Annotated in this window: 11 protein-coding genes; 5 read left to right on the forward strand and 6 right to left on the reverse strand. The window is 59.7% G+C overall.

From position 1 onward, the window contains the following. Positions 1–50 precede the first annotated feature (50 nt). Entirely contained in the window at positions 51–2,141 is a 2,091-nt protein-coding gene (locus tag AXF13_RS06995) for a methyl-accepting chemotaxis protein (protein WP_062252192.1), read from the forward strand. A gap of 297 nt (positions 2,142–2,438) precedes the next feature. Continuing rightward, positions 2,439–3,305, forward strand: coding sequence for a pirin family protein (locus AXF13_RS07000; RefSeq protein ID WP_062252193.1), 867 nt, complete (start codon positions 2,439–2,441; stop codon positions 3,303–3,305). Positions 3,306–3,807: 502 nt separating this feature from the next. Here the strand turns inward: AXF13_RS07000 and AXF13_RS07005 are convergent. Beyond that, positions 3,808–5,547, reverse strand: a complete 1,740-nt coding sequence (locus tag AXF13_RS07005; protein WP_062252194.1) for a methyl-accepting chemotaxis protein — start codon at positions 5,545–5,547, stop codon at positions 3,808–3,810. A 116-nt stretch (positions 5,548–5,663) separates the two neighbouring features. On the opposite strand from AXF13_RS07005, the gene AXF13_RS17050 reads away from it, so the two are divergent. Beyond that, positions 5,664–5,804 (forward strand): hypothetical protein, encoded by a 141-nt coding sequence (locus AXF13_RS17050; protein WP_190276386.1) that lies wholly within the window; start codon positions 5,664–5,666, stop codon positions 5,802–5,804. Between the two features lie 892 nt (positions 5,805–6,696). On the opposite strand, the gene tnpA is transcribed toward AXF13_RS17050, so the two are convergent. From tnpA to AXF13_RS07025, 4 genes are all read right to left on the reverse strand, one after another. After that, positions 6,697–7,155, reverse strand: a complete 459-nt coding sequence (tnpA, locus tag AXF13_RS07010) for an IS200/IS605 family transposase (RefSeq protein WP_062251401.1) — start codon at positions 7,153–7,155, stop codon at positions 6,697–6,699. A 180-nt stretch (positions 7,156–7,335) separates the two neighbouring features. After that, a complete protein-coding gene (locus AXF13_RS07015; protein ID WP_062252195.1) occupies positions 7,336–7,959 on the reverse strand; it encodes a molybdenum cofactor guanylyltransferase in 624 nt (207 codons plus the stop codon). Then, on the reverse strand, positions 7,956–8,759 hold the full coding sequence (locus AXF13_RS07020) for a formate dehydrogenase accessory sulfurtransferase FdhD (RefSeq protein WP_062252196.1): 804 nt from the start codon (positions 8,757–8,759) through the stop codon (positions 7,956–7,958). The genes AXF13_RS07015 and AXF13_RS07020 overlap by 4 nt, the downstream gene beginning before the upstream one ends. Further along, positions 8,759–9,646: a formate dehydrogenase accessory protein FdhE gene (locus AXF13_RS07025; protein WP_062252197.1), complete on the reverse strand. Its 888-nt coding sequence runs from the start codon at positions 9,644–9,646 to the stop codon at positions 8,759–8,761. The genes AXF13_RS07020 and AXF13_RS07025 overlap by 1 nt, the downstream gene beginning before the upstream one ends. 447 nt (positions 9,647–10,093) lie before the next feature. On the opposite strand from AXF13_RS07025, the gene fdnG reads away from it, so the two are divergent. Together fdnG and AXF13_RS07040 are read left to right on the forward strand one after the other, a co-directional pair. Continuing rightward, the gene (gene fdnG / locus AXF13_RS07035) at positions 10,094–13,126 is read left to right on the forward strand and encodes a formate dehydrogenase-N subunit alpha (protein WP_150116092.1); all 3,033 of its coding nucleotides are present in this window, start codon (positions 10,094–10,096) and stop codon (positions 13,124–13,126) included. Positions 13,127–13,128: 2 nt separating this feature from the next. After that, a complete protein-coding gene (locus AXF13_RS07040) occupies positions 13,129–13,869 on the forward strand; it encodes a 4Fe-4S dicluster domain-containing protein (protein WP_062252199.1) in 741 nt (246 codons plus the stop codon). 212 nt (positions 13,870–14,081) lie between these two features. Here AXF13_RS07040 and AXF13_RS07045 read toward each other — a convergent pair whose 3' ends face one another. Next, positions 14,082–16,202: a methyl-accepting chemotaxis protein gene (locus AXF13_RS07045; RefSeq protein ID WP_062252200.1), complete on the reverse strand. Its 2,121-nt coding sequence runs from the start codon at positions 16,200–16,202 to the stop codon at positions 14,082–14,084. Between the last annotated feature and the right edge of the window lie 381 nt (positions 16,203–16,583).

Raw genomic sequence — 16,583 nt, forward strand, 5'->3', positions numbered from 1 at the left:
CAAACGCGAACTTTCGTAATAAAATTTACCTCTGCCTCGGGAGTAATAGCATGAGCATCAGCAAGGCCTCATCCGCCATAAACGCTGGGATTATTATCCTGACATGCCTTGTGGGTTATTTTGTCTTCCAGCTGTATTACGCCATTCAAAATAATCTGGATCTCGCGCGCAACAAGGAAATAGCCGTCCAGCTTGCCGGTGAGCTGATGGAATCCTCCAAGCAGCTCACCAGCTATGTCCGCCAGTACGCCGCTACCGGCGACAGCCGGTATGAAAAAATCTATTTCGGCATTGTGGACGAGCGGGCGGGCAAAACGCCCCGCGCGGCCAGCCGCGACGTGGCTCCGGGCCAGAAAATCGCGCTTACTGATCTGATGAAACAGTACGGAGTCACCGCCGACGAATTCACCCTGGTTGAAAAAGGCAACCAGCTTTCCGACGCGCTGATCGCTCTGGAAACCGAGGCCATGAACGCCGTCAAAGGCATCTACAAAGATGCCAAGGGCGACTACACGGTCAAGGGCGAACCCAATATGGAACGGGCTCGTGAGCTGGTCTTTGGTCCGGCGTATAATGCGGAAACCGAAAAAATCATGGCTCCGCTCAATGAATTTTTCGCCACATTGGAAAAGCGCACCAGCGCACAGGTGGCCGCCAGCGTCGAGCGCGTCGATCGCAACGGGCTCTTCCTCTGTTTTGCTCTGGCCCTGACTCTGCTGCTCAGTCTGATTTCAGCCGTCTACGCCCGCAAGGGCATCTGCCGACCCTTGGAGCGTCTTTCCGATTTTGCCCAAAAAGTCATGGCCGGCGATTACGCTTCGCGTATTGAAACCCATTCGAACAATGAAATCGGAACGCTGTCCAGAGCCCTCGACGCCATGCTGGACAAGCTGGAAAGCCAGCTCGCTTTCTCGCGCGGCGTGCTGGAGACCCTGCCCGTGCCCTGCGCCGTGTTCGACACGGAAGACAAACTGGCTTTCGCCAATGCTCCCATGCTGAGCACTTTTGAGCATCCGGGAAAGATGGAAGACTTCATCGGCATGGCGTCCGGCAAATTTTATTACAATGACGAGACACGCGCCACTTCCATCACCCGGTGCCTGGAAAGCGGAGAAGCCGCCAGCATGGACTTCGTTGTCGAGAGGAAAACGGGCAAACCCATGCATGCGGACATTTTTACCAAGCCCATGCTCGACGACAAGGGCCGGTTGTCGCATGCCATTCTGATTCTGCTGGACACCACCACAACTTTTGAGCAGCAGGAAGCCATCAAACGCAACAGCGAAACTATGCGCGGCGTGGCCGCCTCGGTGCTGGATCTGCTGCAAGCGGCCAATGCGGCCTGCGAACAGCTGGTCAGCGTGCTGGTGAAAACCGACAAGGCTACTGCCGAAACAACGGAACGCATGCACGATACGCTCACCGCCATGGAACAAATGAATATGGCCGTGCTGGACATTTCCAAAAACGCCAGCGACGCGGCCGCCAGTTCCGACAATATGCGCAATACGGCCACGGACGGCCAGAACATCGTGGGGCAGGTGGTTTCCTCCATTAACCTGGTGCAGAAGAACTCTCTGGCTCTGCGCGCCGACATGGAAAAGCTGAGCGACGAAGCCCAGAGCATCAATCAGATCATGACCGTGATCTCGGATATCGCCGACCAGACCAATCTGCTGGCGCTCAATGCGGCCATTGAAGCCGCACGCGCAGGCGATGCAGGGCGCGGGTTTGCCGTGGTGGCCGACGAGGTGCGCAAGCTGGCGGAAAAAACCATGAGCGCCACCACGGAAGTGGGCAGCGCCATTGAAAACATCCAGCAGGGCACCCGCCGCAATATGGAGCATGTGGACCGTGCCGTGGTCAGCATCGAGGAAGTGACCGGCCTTGCAAACACATCGGGCGACCGGCTCAAGGACATTGTGGAAATCACGGCCCTGTCCGCCGATATGGTGCGGGCCATTGCCACGGCCTCGGAACAGCAGTCCGCTTCGTCGGCGCAGATCAACGAAGCCGTGGAAGCGGTGGACAGCACACTCAAGGATGTGGCCGTGGTCATTGCCGACGCCAACAACGCCGCCCAGCAACTCAACGGCCAGATGGCCGAAATCCGGCAGTTGATGGACAAGCTCAAGCCCTGAGAGCGACCAGCCCGGACAGTCTTCGCATCCTCCCCGGTTACCGCCGGGGAGTTTTTTTATGCCTGCCGCTCCACCACTGGACAGTCTGTTTTTCGGAATTATATGCAATCCGACAGGATTGCATGGCGGCAGCCGCGCTGCCGCCGCCGGGCTAGCGTTACGTCCGCTCCTCCGGCTCCGAAGCGCAATCCTTTTTTTGCCGGGGACGTTGCCCCAGGGGCCGCGTGATCCGGTTACATATATATTTCCTTTCCGCCGCCATGCGGCGCATGGAGCGGCCGGGAAAAGGAGCGCACCATGAAATACCGCACTATTAAAAGCGATGTTACCGGCCATCCCGCCATTGACGGCGCGGGTGTGCATCTGGTCCGCGTTTTGGGTTCCCCCACTGTAAGAAGTTTTGATCCTTTTCTGATGCTGGACGCTTTCGACTCCCGCAATCCCGCTGACTACATCAAGGGCTTTCCCATGCACCCGCATCGGGGCATTGAAACCTTCACCTACCTTATCCAGGGCGAGATCGACCATAAGGACAGCCTGGGCAATTCGGGCAAGATTCTGGACGGCTGCTGCCAGTGGATGACTGCGGGCAGCGGCATTCTGCACCAGGAAATGCCGCAGGCCAGCGACAGGATTCTGGGCCTGCAGCTCTGGATCAACCTGCCCCGCAAGGACAAGATGGTAGAGCCCAAATACCGCGACATCACAGTGGACATGGTGCCCAAGGTGGAAGAAGAGGCGGGCACCGTGGCTGTGGTGGCCGGGCGGTATAAGAATGTGGAAGGCGCAACCAAGGGCGACTATGTGGATGTGCGTTTTCTGGATATGACCCTCAAGCCGGGCTACACCTGGACCGTGGAGACCAAGCCCTCGCATACGGTCTTTGCCTATCTGGTGGAAGGCACCTGCGCGCTTACGGAAAACAACGCCATGTTGTCGGCCAAGCATGCCTATCTCTTTACGGAAGGCGACGCCGTGGCTTTGACCGGCGGCCTGGAGGGCGCGCGCCTGGTACTGGTATCCGGCAAGCCCCTGCACGAAGCCGTGGCCTGGGGCGGCCCCATCGTTATGAACAGCGAGGATGAACTGCGCGAAGCCTTCCAGGAACTGGAGGACGGCACCTTCATCAAGCACGCCAAAAAGACTGCGGGAGCTCGCGCGTAATCGTATACGCCGTACCAATACTTCTGACTCCGGGGCCGGTGAAAGGATGGCATGACCTCCTTTCACCGGCCCCTTCCGTTATGCTTTGGCGGCGCTGGATATAATGTTCCACTCGGTTGCCCCCCCTCCCTCAAGCCGGTAAAGCTGGACTAATCACGGCTCCGGCAACCGGCTGAAGGAGACAGGTGAACAGGCATGGGGATGCCAAACTCACGGCCAGAGATCGAGAGGAAATGGTGCGGCGAACGAGCTGCCGGCCCGCGGCTTCAACGTACAAGAGATTATCGAACGGCTGCATGAAAAAGCATCACCGTGAAGCCCCCTCGCCAGATATCTGAACAAGTTCAGACAAGGAAAGAGACAGGAGAAAAACATACCCCGCCCCGGCTAAAGCACGCCCCGCTGTCCACTTCGGGACGCACCCGGTAACGGCGCGTGCTGTCCGGAACGCGTTTGATTGCGGCCGGGAGAGGAGAAGATGCTCCCGGCCGCAATCCCGCGCTTACGCTTCTTTCAGTTCCTGAATCAGGGCCGTGAGGCCCTGAGCCTGGGCCGCCAGATCGGACACGGCCTTGGCCGCCTCGCCCATGGCGTCGGCGGTCTGCTTGGCCATGTCGTTGACCTGGACGATGGACTGGTTGATTTCTTCGGAAGCGGCGGACTGTTCCTCGCTGGCCGTGGCAATGGCGTTGACCTGATCCGACGTGGCCTCCACCGTGCTCACAATCTCCTGCAGGGCGCGCCCGGATTGATTGGCCAGTTCCGTGGCCTCGCCGATGCGTTGTACGGCGTTGTCCACCCCGGTCATGCTCTTGGTCGTGCTTTCCTGAATGGCCTTGATGGCGTTGCCCACATCCTGAGTCGAGGCCATGGTTTTTTCAGCCAGCTTGCGCACTTCGTCGGCCACCACGGCAAAGCCCCGTCCGGCCTCTCCGGCCCGTGCCGCCTCAATGGCGGCATTCAGGGCCAGCAGGTTGGTCTGGTCCGCGATGTCCGAAATCACGGCCATAATCCGGCTGATGTCCTGGGCGTGCTCGTTGAGCTGGGTCATGTCTTCCTTGAGTTCCAGGGACAAGTGATGAACTTCCTCAATGCTGTGGACGGCCTTTTCCACCACCTGCGCGCCCGCCTCGGCTCTCTGTTTGGTTTCGGCGGACGCGGAAGAGGCGTTGCCCGCATTCTTGGCAACTTCCTGCACTGTGGCGTTCATTTCGTTCATGGCTGTGGCCGCTTCGGACAGGCGCTGCGCGGATTCCGCCGCGCCCCGGTCGGACTGCTCGATCTGGGCCGAAAGCTCGGTGGAGGCCGAGGAAACCACCACACCCACCTGTTCCAGCTTGTCGGCGGCCACCAGCATGGCTTCGGTCTTGGCCTGGGCTTCGGCACTGGCGGCATTGGCCTGTTCCATGGCCTCCTGGGCCTTGCGGGACTGTTCCTTGGCGTTTTCCGACTCGCGTTGGGCGTTCTCAATATGTTCTTTCAGGGCATTGACCATTTCCACAATGGAACTATAGACGCCCATTTTTTTCCCGCCGTCATCCACATTATAGTCGCCGTCCACCACGCGCTTGGCGATGACGTTCAGTTCACCTGGGTCCTTGCCCAATTGGCGCAGGGTATTGCGCACCAGCAGCAAGGTCAGGATGACGGCGGTCAGCACGGCAAACACCACCAGAATAATGCCCAGCAGGCGCGAATTGGCGTACATTTCATCGCCCGCGATATTGCTCTCCGTGATGGTATTGTTGATTGCCGCCAAGAGCGTGTCGAGGGCCTCGCTCATCTTGTCGTATTGCGCGCGCGAGTCGCCGAATAACACGGCAACGGCTTCCTGTGTGCGGTTTTCCCGTGAGAGCGTGAGCATCTGTTTGTGCACATCCTGAAACTCCTGCCGGGCCGCCAGATACGCTTGAAGAGCCTGTTTGGCCTGGGGACTGAAAAGCATACCCTCAAGTTTTTTAACGTCCCCGGCGATGAGTGCCGCCCATTTCCCCTGCCTTTCTTCGTATTCCCGCATTTGAGCGGGTTCTGTGGAGTAAAGATGCAGCACTTCGGCCAGACGGTATTCCGTAGCCGCATTGTTCATCTCGTCCGCCGCCTTTACTATCGGAATCAGCCGATCCGCCATCTCATTGTTCACATCATTGACTTTGGCCATCTGCATGATCAGATACACGCCCAGGATGCCCATGAGCACAGCCACACAGCCCATACTCGCCGCAATTTTTGTCGAGAGTTTCATTTGCCTTCTCCTTCGTTTTGGGGGCTGAACATCCCCACCTGACTGTTACAGTTGTCAAATTGCTGGTGACGGAAAAACAAAAGGCCTCGCCCCGGAAAGGGGCAAGGCCTTATTGTTTGCAAACGCAAAAAATCGGAAAGCCGCGCGACGCTCAGTTACGGGCGCAATCAGCAGAGAGAGAGAGAGAGAGAGAGAGAGAGAGAGAGAGAGAGAGAGAGAGAGAGAGAATCCGCCCCCGCGTCAATACCCTCTTGTAATTTCTTTTATGCGCAATCGGTCCCCGCGCCAAAGGCAAGTGAAGGAAAGCGTGAGAGCACATGGCATTTTGAGAAAAAAGGCCGAACATGAGCCTGCCTCCCCTTGCATCGCTTCGCAAACGTCCAGCCTGCGGCGACCATTCCACGCTTCATGGCTCCCCGGTCTGGGGGGAGTCTTTTCTCTCCCGCGCAGCACACGCTGTAAAAAAACACACTCTATACTTTCTTCTATCGGAACAAAAAATCATATCTTTAGGCAGAGCGGGGAATATAAGATAACATATCGTCCCCTATCAGCGGCTAACGCCCGATAAGATTTTCCGTAATCTTTTATAATCCTAACTATCCGGAAAAAAGGAATGCTCCTGCCGAAACGTCACCGCCAGCGCCGCAATCTGCCTCAAGTCCTTGCTTTTTCCTTTTTTACCGGCCCCAAATGTACGGAAAGTGAATGCTTGTCCCGGCGCGTTGGTTGAGAAGAGCCCATATGGTCCACCCAACCCCATAGAAACTGTTGGCATTAAAGCTGACAGGAAAATCTTACTACCTATTTTTACAATATATTCTAATACATCATTAACACAACTCTGCTTTGAAATACGCTAACGCCAAACACGGTGGGCGCGCCGCGAAGACCGACCCGACGGGCGGCCCGTAGGGCCGTGCCTGTAGCCCAAAGGGCATACAGGCATCGAGAGCAATGCGGCGTGGGTTCCGGCAAAGCGACCGAAGGGCTGTAGCCATATGGGGATCGACAGCAGCGGTAACCACGTTTTTTGCCGGAAAAAAGGAACCCCCCGGCATAGCCGGGGGTTCTTCATATGCGCCTGTAAGGCTTTCTTACCAGCTGCGCCCTAGCAGGCGCTCTTGCGATCTGACATTTGCATTTCTGTTACTTGCGGCCCGTAAACGGGCTCCTTGGGTAGGGTAGGCTCAACTGATCGCCAAGTTTATCCGACTCCAGCTGATGCTTGATGTAATCCTGAATCTTGGCCTTATTCTTGCCCACTGTATCGACGTAATACCCACGGCACCAAAATTCTCGATTGCGGTATTTGAACTTCAAATCCCCAAATTGTTCATAGATCATGAGACTACTCTTACCCTTCAGATAGCCCATAAAACTCGACACACTCATTTTGGGGGGAATCTCAAGCAGCATGTGGATGTGGTCTGGGCAACATTCTGCCTCCACTATTTTTACATCCTTCCATTCGCACAACTTGCGCAGAATTTCGCCAATGGCGCGCTTCTTTTCACCATAGAACACCTGGCGGCGATATTTAGGCGCAAAAACAATGTGATATTTGCAGTTCCACCTTGTGTGGGCTAAACTTTTGGCGTCACCCATCGTGACCTCCTTTTGATTTGTTGACTCGCAGTTGCCAGACCGCGAGACTTTTTAACAAATCAAAAGGAGTTTTACTGACATGGGCAAAGCTGTAAGCTTTTTAGAACCCCCCGCCTAGCGGGGGGTTTTCTCCATACAATGAACCCTTTGAAACGTGTAGCGTTTCAAAGGGGATCAGATCTAGAGCGCAGCCAGCAGGCGGCGCACCAGCTCCAGGTCAGCGGGATAATTGATGTTGAAAAAAGGCAGGGCTTCGCCCTGGCTGTAGGCGATGCGCTCCTGCCGTTCCAGGGGAATGATGCGGCTCAACTTGCGCTCGCCCCGGGCCAGGGCCTTGTCGAACAAGGGCAGCGCCGCCACTTCATAGATGGCCGTGAGCGCCTCGATAAAACCCGTTTCGGTCTGGCAGAATGTTGTGAGCAGACGGTCGGAGGACGCGACATCGCGCGCGGCCAGCAGGCGGCGCAAGGTGGCGTCGTCCATGAAAGGCAGATCGCAGGACAAGGCCAGTACGGCGGCATACCCCTGTTGCGCGGCCCCGCGCAGGGCCGCATGCACGCCGCTGAACGGGCCCAGGCCCTCCACCTGATCATAAAGACAGTCATAGCCCGGACGCGGGCGTCCCGGACGGCAGGCCACCCAGCATTGGGGTAAAAGCGCGGTCAAAAGGTTGTGCGTGCGGCACAGCAGATCCGGGTGTTCCCGGCCGTGCACCCGCAAGAGGGCTTTTTCCTGCCCCAGGCGGGAAGAAAGTCCTCCGGCCAGCACCACACCGGCCACGTCGCCCCTGGTGGTTTTGGTCATGCCGTCACCCGCCCGGCACTGTCGCAGAACACGGTCAACCGTTCCTCCGCGGGGCGGCAAAAGCCCACCAGAGTTATGTCCTGGGCCATGGCCGCTGTCAGGGCCGCGCCGGTCACCGCGCCCCGGCTGACCAGCAACGCGAAGCCTGCCCGCCGGGCCTTGGCATACAGGCTGCCGGTGATCCGGGCGGAGATAAACAGCGCATACGCGGCGGATTCAAGGTTCTGTCGGGCGCAGAATCCGGCCAGGCGGTCCAGACAATTGTGGCGTCCGATATCTTCGGCCACCCGTACCAGCCCTTTTTCAGGGTGGAACAAGCCCGCGCGGTGGAACGAACCCGTGCCGTCCCAGAGACCCGGTTCGGCAAAAAAATCATTCATCCGCGCCAGCAGAGCGGCGGCGCCGAGGCGCGGCGTCGCGGCAGGGGCAGCGGGATCAGCCGAAGAAAGCTCCAAGCACACCCGCAGGCAATGCCGTCCCTCTGGCGTGTCCAGACGCTCCACCCGCCCGGCTCGCAGGGGCACGGGCCTGTCCCCCAAGACATTCCCCTGCCCTTGGTCAGAGCGGAATACCGCCGTTCTGCATGGGGAGCAGTCCAGCAGCACATGCCCCAAGGCCAGATCCTCCAGCTCGTGCGGCCAAGCCCAGAGGTCGGCGCTTCCGCCGGGATGAAGCACGCGTACGGCTTCTTCACGGGCGGCCACCTCAGGCAGATCCTCCCAGCGGCCGCGCCGGAAGCGCCGGGCCCGCACATCCAGAGGGGCCGGGCCGGACGGCCATCCGCCGCGGGCGCTATGCATCAGAAACCCCAGGCCGACGGCGTCGGGCGACTGTAGCCCTCCTGCCGGGCCAGCATGTCCAGCGGCAGCGAAGCCAGATCACTCAGGGCCGCCGGCAGGGCTTCGTCCTGTTCACGCAGATCGGCCAGCTTTATGTAGTTGTTACAGGTCTTGCAAACATGCACTTCAAAGAACGGCAGGCTGTCGGTGGTAAACATGCGTAACTTGTCCTCTCCACGCTCCAGGCAGAAGGGGCATTGCAGCCTGGCCGCTCTGTAGCTCGCGCCGCAGAATGAACAGGTATGCCGGCGCAGGCCTTCCTTGCCGTGCAGTTCGCCCATGAAGGGCGGACGGCCGCAGTGCGGGCAATGCCCGTGTTCCCAGACGCGCCGGTCGTCGCGCGCGGTGGCCAGAGCATCGGTCACGGCGGCCAGTTGCGGAGTCAGGGTGGCCTGGGCCAGAAAATGAATCAGGGCCGGGGCCTGCGGCAGGCGGGCGGCCCAGGCGGAGAAAAAGGCTTCATCGTTTTGCATGAAGGCCGCAAAGGCTTTGGCGGGCAGCATCTCATCCGCCGCGGTTTCCCGGCGCAGGGTTTGCACGGCCTCGGCCGGGCTGCCCCGGAGCGAGGCCAGGAGGGTGCAGAGTTCGTCCCAGAGCGGACTGGCCGGAGCAGGGTCATAGGGAAAGTCTGCGGCGGGCAGCCAGGGCGCGCCCTGGGCCCGGGCCTCGGGTCCGGCTACAGCAAGGCGCGCCGCATCCGGCGGGTTCAGGCTGCTGCGAGCCGCCCGTTGCAGACGCAGCGTGCCGCCCACAATTTCCAGCAGGGCTCCGGGCAGCCAGGCCAGGGAAGCAAGACGCTCCAGGCGGCGGCTCAGGGCGGCGTCATCAAGAGAAAAGAGAGTGACCATATATTTCTTCCATAGGCGCTGAGGGTGCCGGGTAAAAGCAGCAGAACCACGGAGGATACGGGACAATCCCCCGCTCGTGCTATACGACAGAAGCCGGAACCGTGCAACCGCGCGAAAAATTTTACGCGTCGCCTTGGCCGCCTCCGAGGCCCTTTGTCCCGCCCGTATCTGACAATACGTCGGAATTTATAACAGCGGAAGTTGAGAGGCAATCATGAATTTTTTTTCACTATATTGACATGGCAGCAAGGCACATATACCGTTACCATAACGCAGCATACCCCATGATGACTGTCATTTTCATCGCTTAAGGAAGAAGTATATGAGGATGGCGAGAATATTCTGATGGCGTGAGTGCGTTATACACAAATTTTTTATTATGTTTTTTAAAGCATAATAAAATAAAGAATGCCGGACAGCGCATTCCTCTACCAAGGAGAAGAGCATATGCAATTTTCGCGCAGAGGCTTTCTGAAGCTGGGCGCGGGCGCCACCGCCAGTGTGGCCTTCGGCGGTCTGGGCATCAGCCTGACTCCGGTGGCCGCGGCGGCGCAGGACGCCAAGCTGAAATGGACCAGGCAGACCACCTCGGTCTGCTGCTATTGCGCCGTGGGCTGCGGGTTGCTGGTCAGCACCAGCGCCGAAGGGCACCCCGACGGGCCGGGCAAGGCCATCAACGTGGAAGGCAACCCAGACCATCCCATCAATGAAGGCAGCCTGTGCGCCAAAGGCGCGTCCACCTTCCAGTTGGCGTCCAATAAAGACCGGCCCCAAAAGCCGCTGTATCGCGCGCCCGGCGCCACGGAATGGAAGGAAGTGGAATGGAGCTGGGCCCTGCCGGAGATCGCCAAGCGCGTCAAAGCCACCCGCGACGCCACCTTTACGGAGAAAAACGCGGCCGGTCAGGTGGTCAACCGCACCGAGGCCATTGCCTCCCTGGGTTCCGCCGCTCTGGACAATGAAGAATGCTGGGCCCTTCAGGCCATGCAGCGCGCCCTGGGCCTGGTGTATATCGAGCACCAGGCGCGTCTCTGACACAGCTCCACAGTCAAGGCTCTGGCAGAGTCTTTCGGACGCGGTGCGATGACGAATCACTGGAACGATATCGCCAACAGTGATTGTGTGTTGATCATGGGCAGCAATGCTGCCGAAAACCATCCCATTTCCTTTAAGTGGGTGTTGCGCGCCAAAGACAAGGGCGCCACGCTCATCCATGTGGACCCGCGCTTCACGCGTACCTCGGGCCTGTGCCACCATCATGTGGGCCTGCGCCCCGGCTCGGACATCGCCTTTCTGGGCGGGATGATCAAATACATCCTCGACAATAAGCTCTATTTCGAGGAATACGTGCGCGAATACACCAACGCCCCTCTGGTGGTGAACAAGAAGTACGGCTTTAAAAACGGCCTGTTCGCGGGCTTTGACGCCAAGAAAGCCGCGTACGACAAAAAGGCCTGGGCCTTTGAGCTGGACGACAAGGGCGTGCCCGTGCGTGACGCGAGCTTCAAGAACCCGCGTTGCGTGCTCAACCTGCTGCGCGGCCATTACAAGCGCTACAGCATCACCGCCGTGGCCAAGGCCACGGGCACTCCGGCCAAGGATCTGGAAACCGTCTACAAGGCCTTTGCCGCCACCGGCAGGCCGGACAAGGCGGGCACCATTCTGTACGCCATGGGCTGGACCCAGCACACCTACGGCGTGCAGAACATCCGCACCATGTCCATGGTCCAGCTGCTGCTGGGCAACATCGGCGTGGCCGGAGGCGGCGTCAACGCCCTGCGCGGCGAATCCAACGTGCAGGGCTCCACGGACCACGGCCTGCTCTCCTCCAGCTTCCCCGGCTATCTGCCCGGCCCCACCAGCGCCCATGCGACCCTGGCGGATTACAACGCGACCACGCCCAAGTCCGCCGACCCCATGAGCGTGAACTGGTGGCAGCACCGGCCCAAGTACATGGCCAGCCTGATCAAGTCTTTCTTCCCGGCGCTTTCGCCCGAGGAGGGCTATGCCCTGCTGCCGCGCGTGGACGCGGGCAAATCCCTGCTGGACTACTACTGGCAGTCCGTCTTCCACAAGATGGGCCAGGGGGAGATCAAGGGCCTGTTCGCCTGGGGTATGAACCCGGCCTGCTCCGGCCCCAACTCCAACAAGCACCGCCAGGCCATGACCAAGCTGGACTGGCTGGTCAACGTCAATCTTTTTGACAATGAAACCGGCTCGTTCTGGCGCGGTCCAGGCATGGATCCCACCCAGATCAAGACCGAGGTCTTCCTGCTGCCCTGCGCCGTTTCCATTGAAAAAGAAGGCTCGGTGAGCAACTCCGGGCGCTGGATCCAGTGGCGCTATGCCGGGCCCGCCCCATGGGGCGAAACCAAGCCCGACGGCGACATCATGCTGGAGCTGATGGAGGAAATCCGCAAGCTCTACCAGCAGGGCGGCGCTTTCCCGGAGCCGGTGCTGCAACTGGGCATCGACGGCTGGAAGGAAGGCCATGCCTTCAGCCCGACCAAGGTGGCCAAGATCATGAACGGTTACTTCACCCGCGACGTGAAGATCGGCGACAAGGAATACAAAGCCGGAGAGCAGGTGCCCAACTTTGTGGTGCTTCAGGCTGACGGCTCCACGGCCAGCGGCAACTGGCTGCATTCCGGCGCGTGGACCGAAAAGGGCAATCTGATGGCCCGGCAGGAGCACAGCCAGACAGAGGACCAGGCCCGCATCGGCCTGTTCCCCAACTGGTCCTTCTCCTGGCCCGCCAACCGCCGGATCATCTACAACCGTGCCTCGGTGGACAAAAACGGCAAACCCTGGAATCCGGACAAGGCGGTCATCACCTGGGACGGCAAGACCTGGGTAGGCGACATCGTGGACGGCGGCGGCGGTCCGGGGGCCAAGCATCCCTTCATTATGCAGAAGGACGGCTTCGGGGCCATTTACGGGCCGGGCTGCGCCGACGGGCCCTTCCCCGAATATTACGAACCCGCCGAATCTCCCTTCGCCAAGCACGACTTCTCGTCCCAGGCGCGCAGTCCGGTCTATTACAAGGCTCCGGGTGAGCAACTGGCCGTGAATGACAAAAAATACCCCTACATCGGCACCACCTACCGGGTGACCGAGCACTGGCAGACCGGCCTGATGACCCGTCGCGTGCCCTGGCTCACCGAGGCCGAGCCCCAGAATTTCGCGGAGCTGGACCCGGTACTGGCCAAGGCCAAGGGCATCAAAAACGGCGACAAGGTCGTGCTGACCAGCCCCCGGGGCAAGATAGAATGCGTGGCCATGGTCACCCCGCGCCTGAAGCCTTACACCGCCAACGGCAAGACAGTGCACGTCATCGGCACGTCCTGGCACTTCGGCTGGCTGGTTCCGGAAGACGGCGGCGACGCCGCCAACCTGCTCACCGCCATGGTGGGCGACCCGAACACGGGTATTCCGGAAAGCAAGGCCTTTATGGTCAACATTGAAAAGAAGGCGGGCTAGTCATGGGCAAGATGTTCTTTGTGGATTTGACGCGCTGTACAGCCTGCCGTGGCTGTCAGATCGCCTGTAAGCAATGGAAAAACCTGCCCGCTGAAAAAACCCGCAACAGCGGTTCGCACCAGAACCCGCCCGATCTCTCGGGGCAGACCATCAGGGTGGTGCGTTTCAAGGAAACAGCGGACAAGAACGGCAAGGTCAGCTGGAACTTCTTCCCCGAGCAGTGCCGCCACTGCGTGGATGCCCCCTGCAAAGCACAGGCGGATATGGAATCGGAAAGCGCCTTTTTGCACGATGAAGCCACCGGGGCCGTGGTGCCCATGCCGGATTCGGCCAAAGTGGACTTTGAAGGCGTGCGCTCGGCCTGTCCCTATGACATTCCCCGCAAAGACGAGGAAAGCGGCCGGATCACCAAGTGCGACATGTGCTTTGACCGCATTACTCAGGGCATGGTTCCGGCCTGCGTGGCCTCATGCCCCACAGGCTGCATGAACTTCGGCGACGAGGAAGAAATGCAGGCCCTCGCCGGGAAGCGCCTGGAGGAAGTCAAAAAAGACTGGCCCGAGGCCAGCCTGGGGGATGCGGACAGCGTGCGCGTCATCTATCTCTTCAAAGAAGCCCCGGCCGCCTATTTTGAGCATGCCGTGGCCGACGCCTCACGGACCATGCTGGCCAGCACCGAAAAAACGCAGCCCGCCCGGAACATCTCCCGCCGGGACCTGTTCCAGCGCGTGCTGCGCGGCTAGGAGCTGTCTCTAATTGTTCTTTCGCTCTCTGCCGGCGTCAGGCTCGCCCGTGCGACGGTCGAATATGTTTGAATATGCTCCCTCCGCCCAGGATTCGCCTTTCTTGGCAGAGAACGAAAATCCTAATTTAGAAACAGCTCCCAGAGCATCAGCGAATCATTATCGAAAACCGGAGGCCGGGAGCGTTGACAATCAACGCTCCCGGCCTCTCCTTATCCCTGCTTCAGTTCCATGATCAATTGCCGCAGCACTTCTTCCTGTGCCGCAAGGCTTTCCAAAGCCCGCGAAGCCTCGCGCATGGCTTCGGCCACATCGCCGGAAATACCGTTCACCCGGCCCACGGCTCTGGTGATCTCTTCCGAAGCCGAAGACTGCTCTTCAGCGGCCGTGGCTATGGTGCGCACCTTGTCCGAAGCCTCAACGGCCATGGAGACGATCTCTTCCAGAGCCGCGCCGGAGCTGTCCGCCAGGGTCGAGGTGCTGACGATCATTGCGACGGTCTGTTCCACATGCCGGATATTGTTGCCTGTGGCCTTTTGAATGTCGCCGATGGCGCTGCCCACTTCCGTGGTGGCGCTCATGGTTTTTTCCGCCAGCTTGCGCACTTCGTCGGCCACCACGGCAAAACCGCGTCCCGCGTCCCCGGCCCGCGCCGCCTCAATGGCGGCGTTCAGAGCCAAAAGATTGGTCTGGTCGGCAATGTCCGAGATAGTGGTCATAATCCGGCTGATGCCCTCGGCCTGCTCGCCGAGCGCTTCCATGGCTTCTTTGAGCACCGAGGCCTGATTACGGGCTTTTTCAATGCCGTTCACGGCGTCACGCACCACACCCGCGCCTTCGTGGGCGCGGCTGCGCATCCTGTCGCTGAACGAAGCCGTTTCAGAAGCATTGCGCGCCACCTCTGAGACCGTGGCGTTCATCTCATCCATGGCGGTAGAGGTTTCGCCCATGCCCGCCGCGGCATCTTCCGCTCCGGCCCCGGCTCCGGCAATGCGGCTGCTCAGAATCTCCGATGCCTCGGACACGGCGCGCACAATGTCCTCCATCCGCGCGGCCGCGGACTGGATGCCCTCCCTGCGGGCGCTGTCGGCAGCCTTGCGCGCGGCATGGGCTTCCTCCAAGGCCAGCCGGGCTTCCTCGCCCTTGCGGCGCGCCTGTTCCGACTGTTCGGTCACTTCCGCCAGACGCTGCCGCAGGCTGCCCACCATGCTGCGCAAGGCATCGGCCAGACGGCCGGTTTCATCCCGTGCGTGCAGAGCCAGTTCCTGGTCCAGATTACCGGCCGCCACTCCCTGAGCGAAATCCACTGTCGCGCGCAGGGGCTTGGTGATCATACGCGTAATGCCCACAGCCAGCGCGGCGCCCAAAAGCAATACCGCCGCCAGAATAATCAGGCTGTTGCGAACGGTGGATTTCAGATCCTCGTAATTGCTGTTGACAATGCCTTCGGCAATGCGCAAGCCCGTTACCCCGATATCGTGCGTCAGACGGCTTGTGGCTGCGGCATGGTCTGCCAGCCGCGTCGAAATCTCAGCCTCTTTGCCTTTGGCCGCGAACATTTCGCGCGCGCCGGTCATATATTCGCTCATGCTTTTTTCCGCCCGCGCAAAGGCTTCCTGACAGGCGGGCTTGACCAGCCTTCCCTTTACTGTCGCGGCAAGCGCGTTCATACGCGTGAAAATTTCTTCCGCCGCGGCAAAAGCCGCCGCATCATTGTTGTATATAACGCCTTTCATCAACAGGCGGATTTCCTGGGTCATGGCGTAAAGACGCGCCGCGTCACGCTGATTGTCGGCATATTGCAGACTCATGGCCGTATTGCCGGCCTCGACAAACTCGCGGGTGGTTTCCCGGACCAGATCTTCCAGAGCCGTCAGGGATTCCAGAGCCGCCGCGCCGAGCCCCTCCATACGCGCTATGACGGAGCGCGTGTGTTCCCCGGTTTCGATAGTTTCCCGGGTGGATGCTGCCAGAGCTTCAAACGGCGCCGGGAAATCGCGCACGAATTCCACCAAGGGCACATGCGAGGGGTATTTTATGGAATGCTCGCGCATTTTTTCAAAGTCGGCCCGCACTTTTTCCAGAGCCTGTAACGCCTCCTGTCCGGCCTGTTCGCTTCCGGGGGCCTCATTGATGCGCGTCAACGCGTCGTTGAGGCTCCAGCCCAGGTTGAGGGCGAATTTGACCTTGGGAATATATTCGGCGGCCACGCGCCGGGAATCATCGGCCGCCCGCCGCATTTCCGCCGAAGAAAGATAGCCCGCCAGACAGGCGAGCAGAAGAAGCAGCGCGAAACCGCTGCCGATTTTTTTGCCTATACTGCTCGTAAACATAAGAACGCCTCGTTATGTGGAGAAACCCGCTTCATTGCGGTATATAGACGCACGGCCGCAACGTCCGCGGCTGTGCGCTGAAGTCCTTCGCAACGGGTCGACCTGAACCACGGGCCCATGAATGCCTCCGGCCCGGAACAGGCAAACGCCTTGCCTTCATATGATCATATTTATTAAAAGATATATATGGGAGATTGCTGGTCGACCCCGGTTATTTTGTCTGTCGGCAATCGTTCCCGGCGGAACTTCATAAGGGTCATCCCAAGTGTTTGATGCGGCTTATTGAACGAGCCGAAACCCCGGTATCCGGGCCGCCCCAGGGGGGTCCGGATACCGGGAAAAAAAGATTATATGAGGAGGGCCGGGAGAAAAGGCAAACAG

Origin of the sequence: Desulfovibrio fairfieldensis (assembly GCF_001553605.1) — a bacterium.
Lineage (GTDB): Bacteria > Desulfobacterota > Desulfovibrionia > Desulfovibrionales > Desulfovibrionaceae > Desulfovibrio > Desulfovibrio fairfieldensis.

What these genes read in the sequence shown, in the direction of transcription:
- AXF13_RS07005 (WP_062252194.1), bottom strand. Translation starts at nt 5,547, where the DNA reads ATGAAACTCTCGACAAAAATTGCGGCGAGTATGGGCTGTGTGGCTGTG.
- AXF13_RS07015 (WP_062252195.1), bottom strand. Translation starts at nt 7,959, where the DNA reads ATGACCAAAACCACCAGGGGCGACGTGGCCGGTGTGGTGCTGGCCGGA.
- AXF13_RS07045 (WP_062252200.1), bottom strand. Translation starts at nt 16,202, where the DNA reads ATGTTTACGAGCAGTATAGGCAAAAAAATCGGCAGCGGTTTCGCGCTG.
- AXF13_RS07025 (WP_062252197.1), bottom strand. Translation starts at nt 9,646, where the DNA reads ATGGTCACTCTCTTTTCTCTTGATGACGCCGCCCTGAGCCGCCGCCTG.
- AXF13_RS07040 (WP_062252199.1), top strand. Translation starts at nt 13,129, where the DNA reads ATGGGCAAGATGTTCTTTGTGGATTTGACGCGCTGTACAGCCTGCCGT.
- AXF13_RS07020 (WP_062252196.1), bottom strand. Translation starts at nt 8,759, where the DNA reads ATGCATAGCGCCCGCGGCGGATGGCCGTCCGGCCCGGCCCCTCTGGAT.
- AXF13_RS07000 (WP_062252193.1), top strand. Translation starts at nt 2,439, where the DNA reads ATGAAATACCGCACTATTAAAAGCGATGTTACCGGCCATCCCGCCATT.
- tnpA (WP_062251401.1), bottom strand. Translation starts at nt 7,155, where the DNA reads ATGGGTGACGCCAAAAGTTTAGCCCACACAAGGTGGAACTGCAAATAT.
- AXF13_RS06995 (WP_062252192.1), top strand. Translation starts at nt 51, where the DNA reads ATGAGCATCAGCAAGGCCTCATCCGCCATAAACGCTGGGATTATTATC.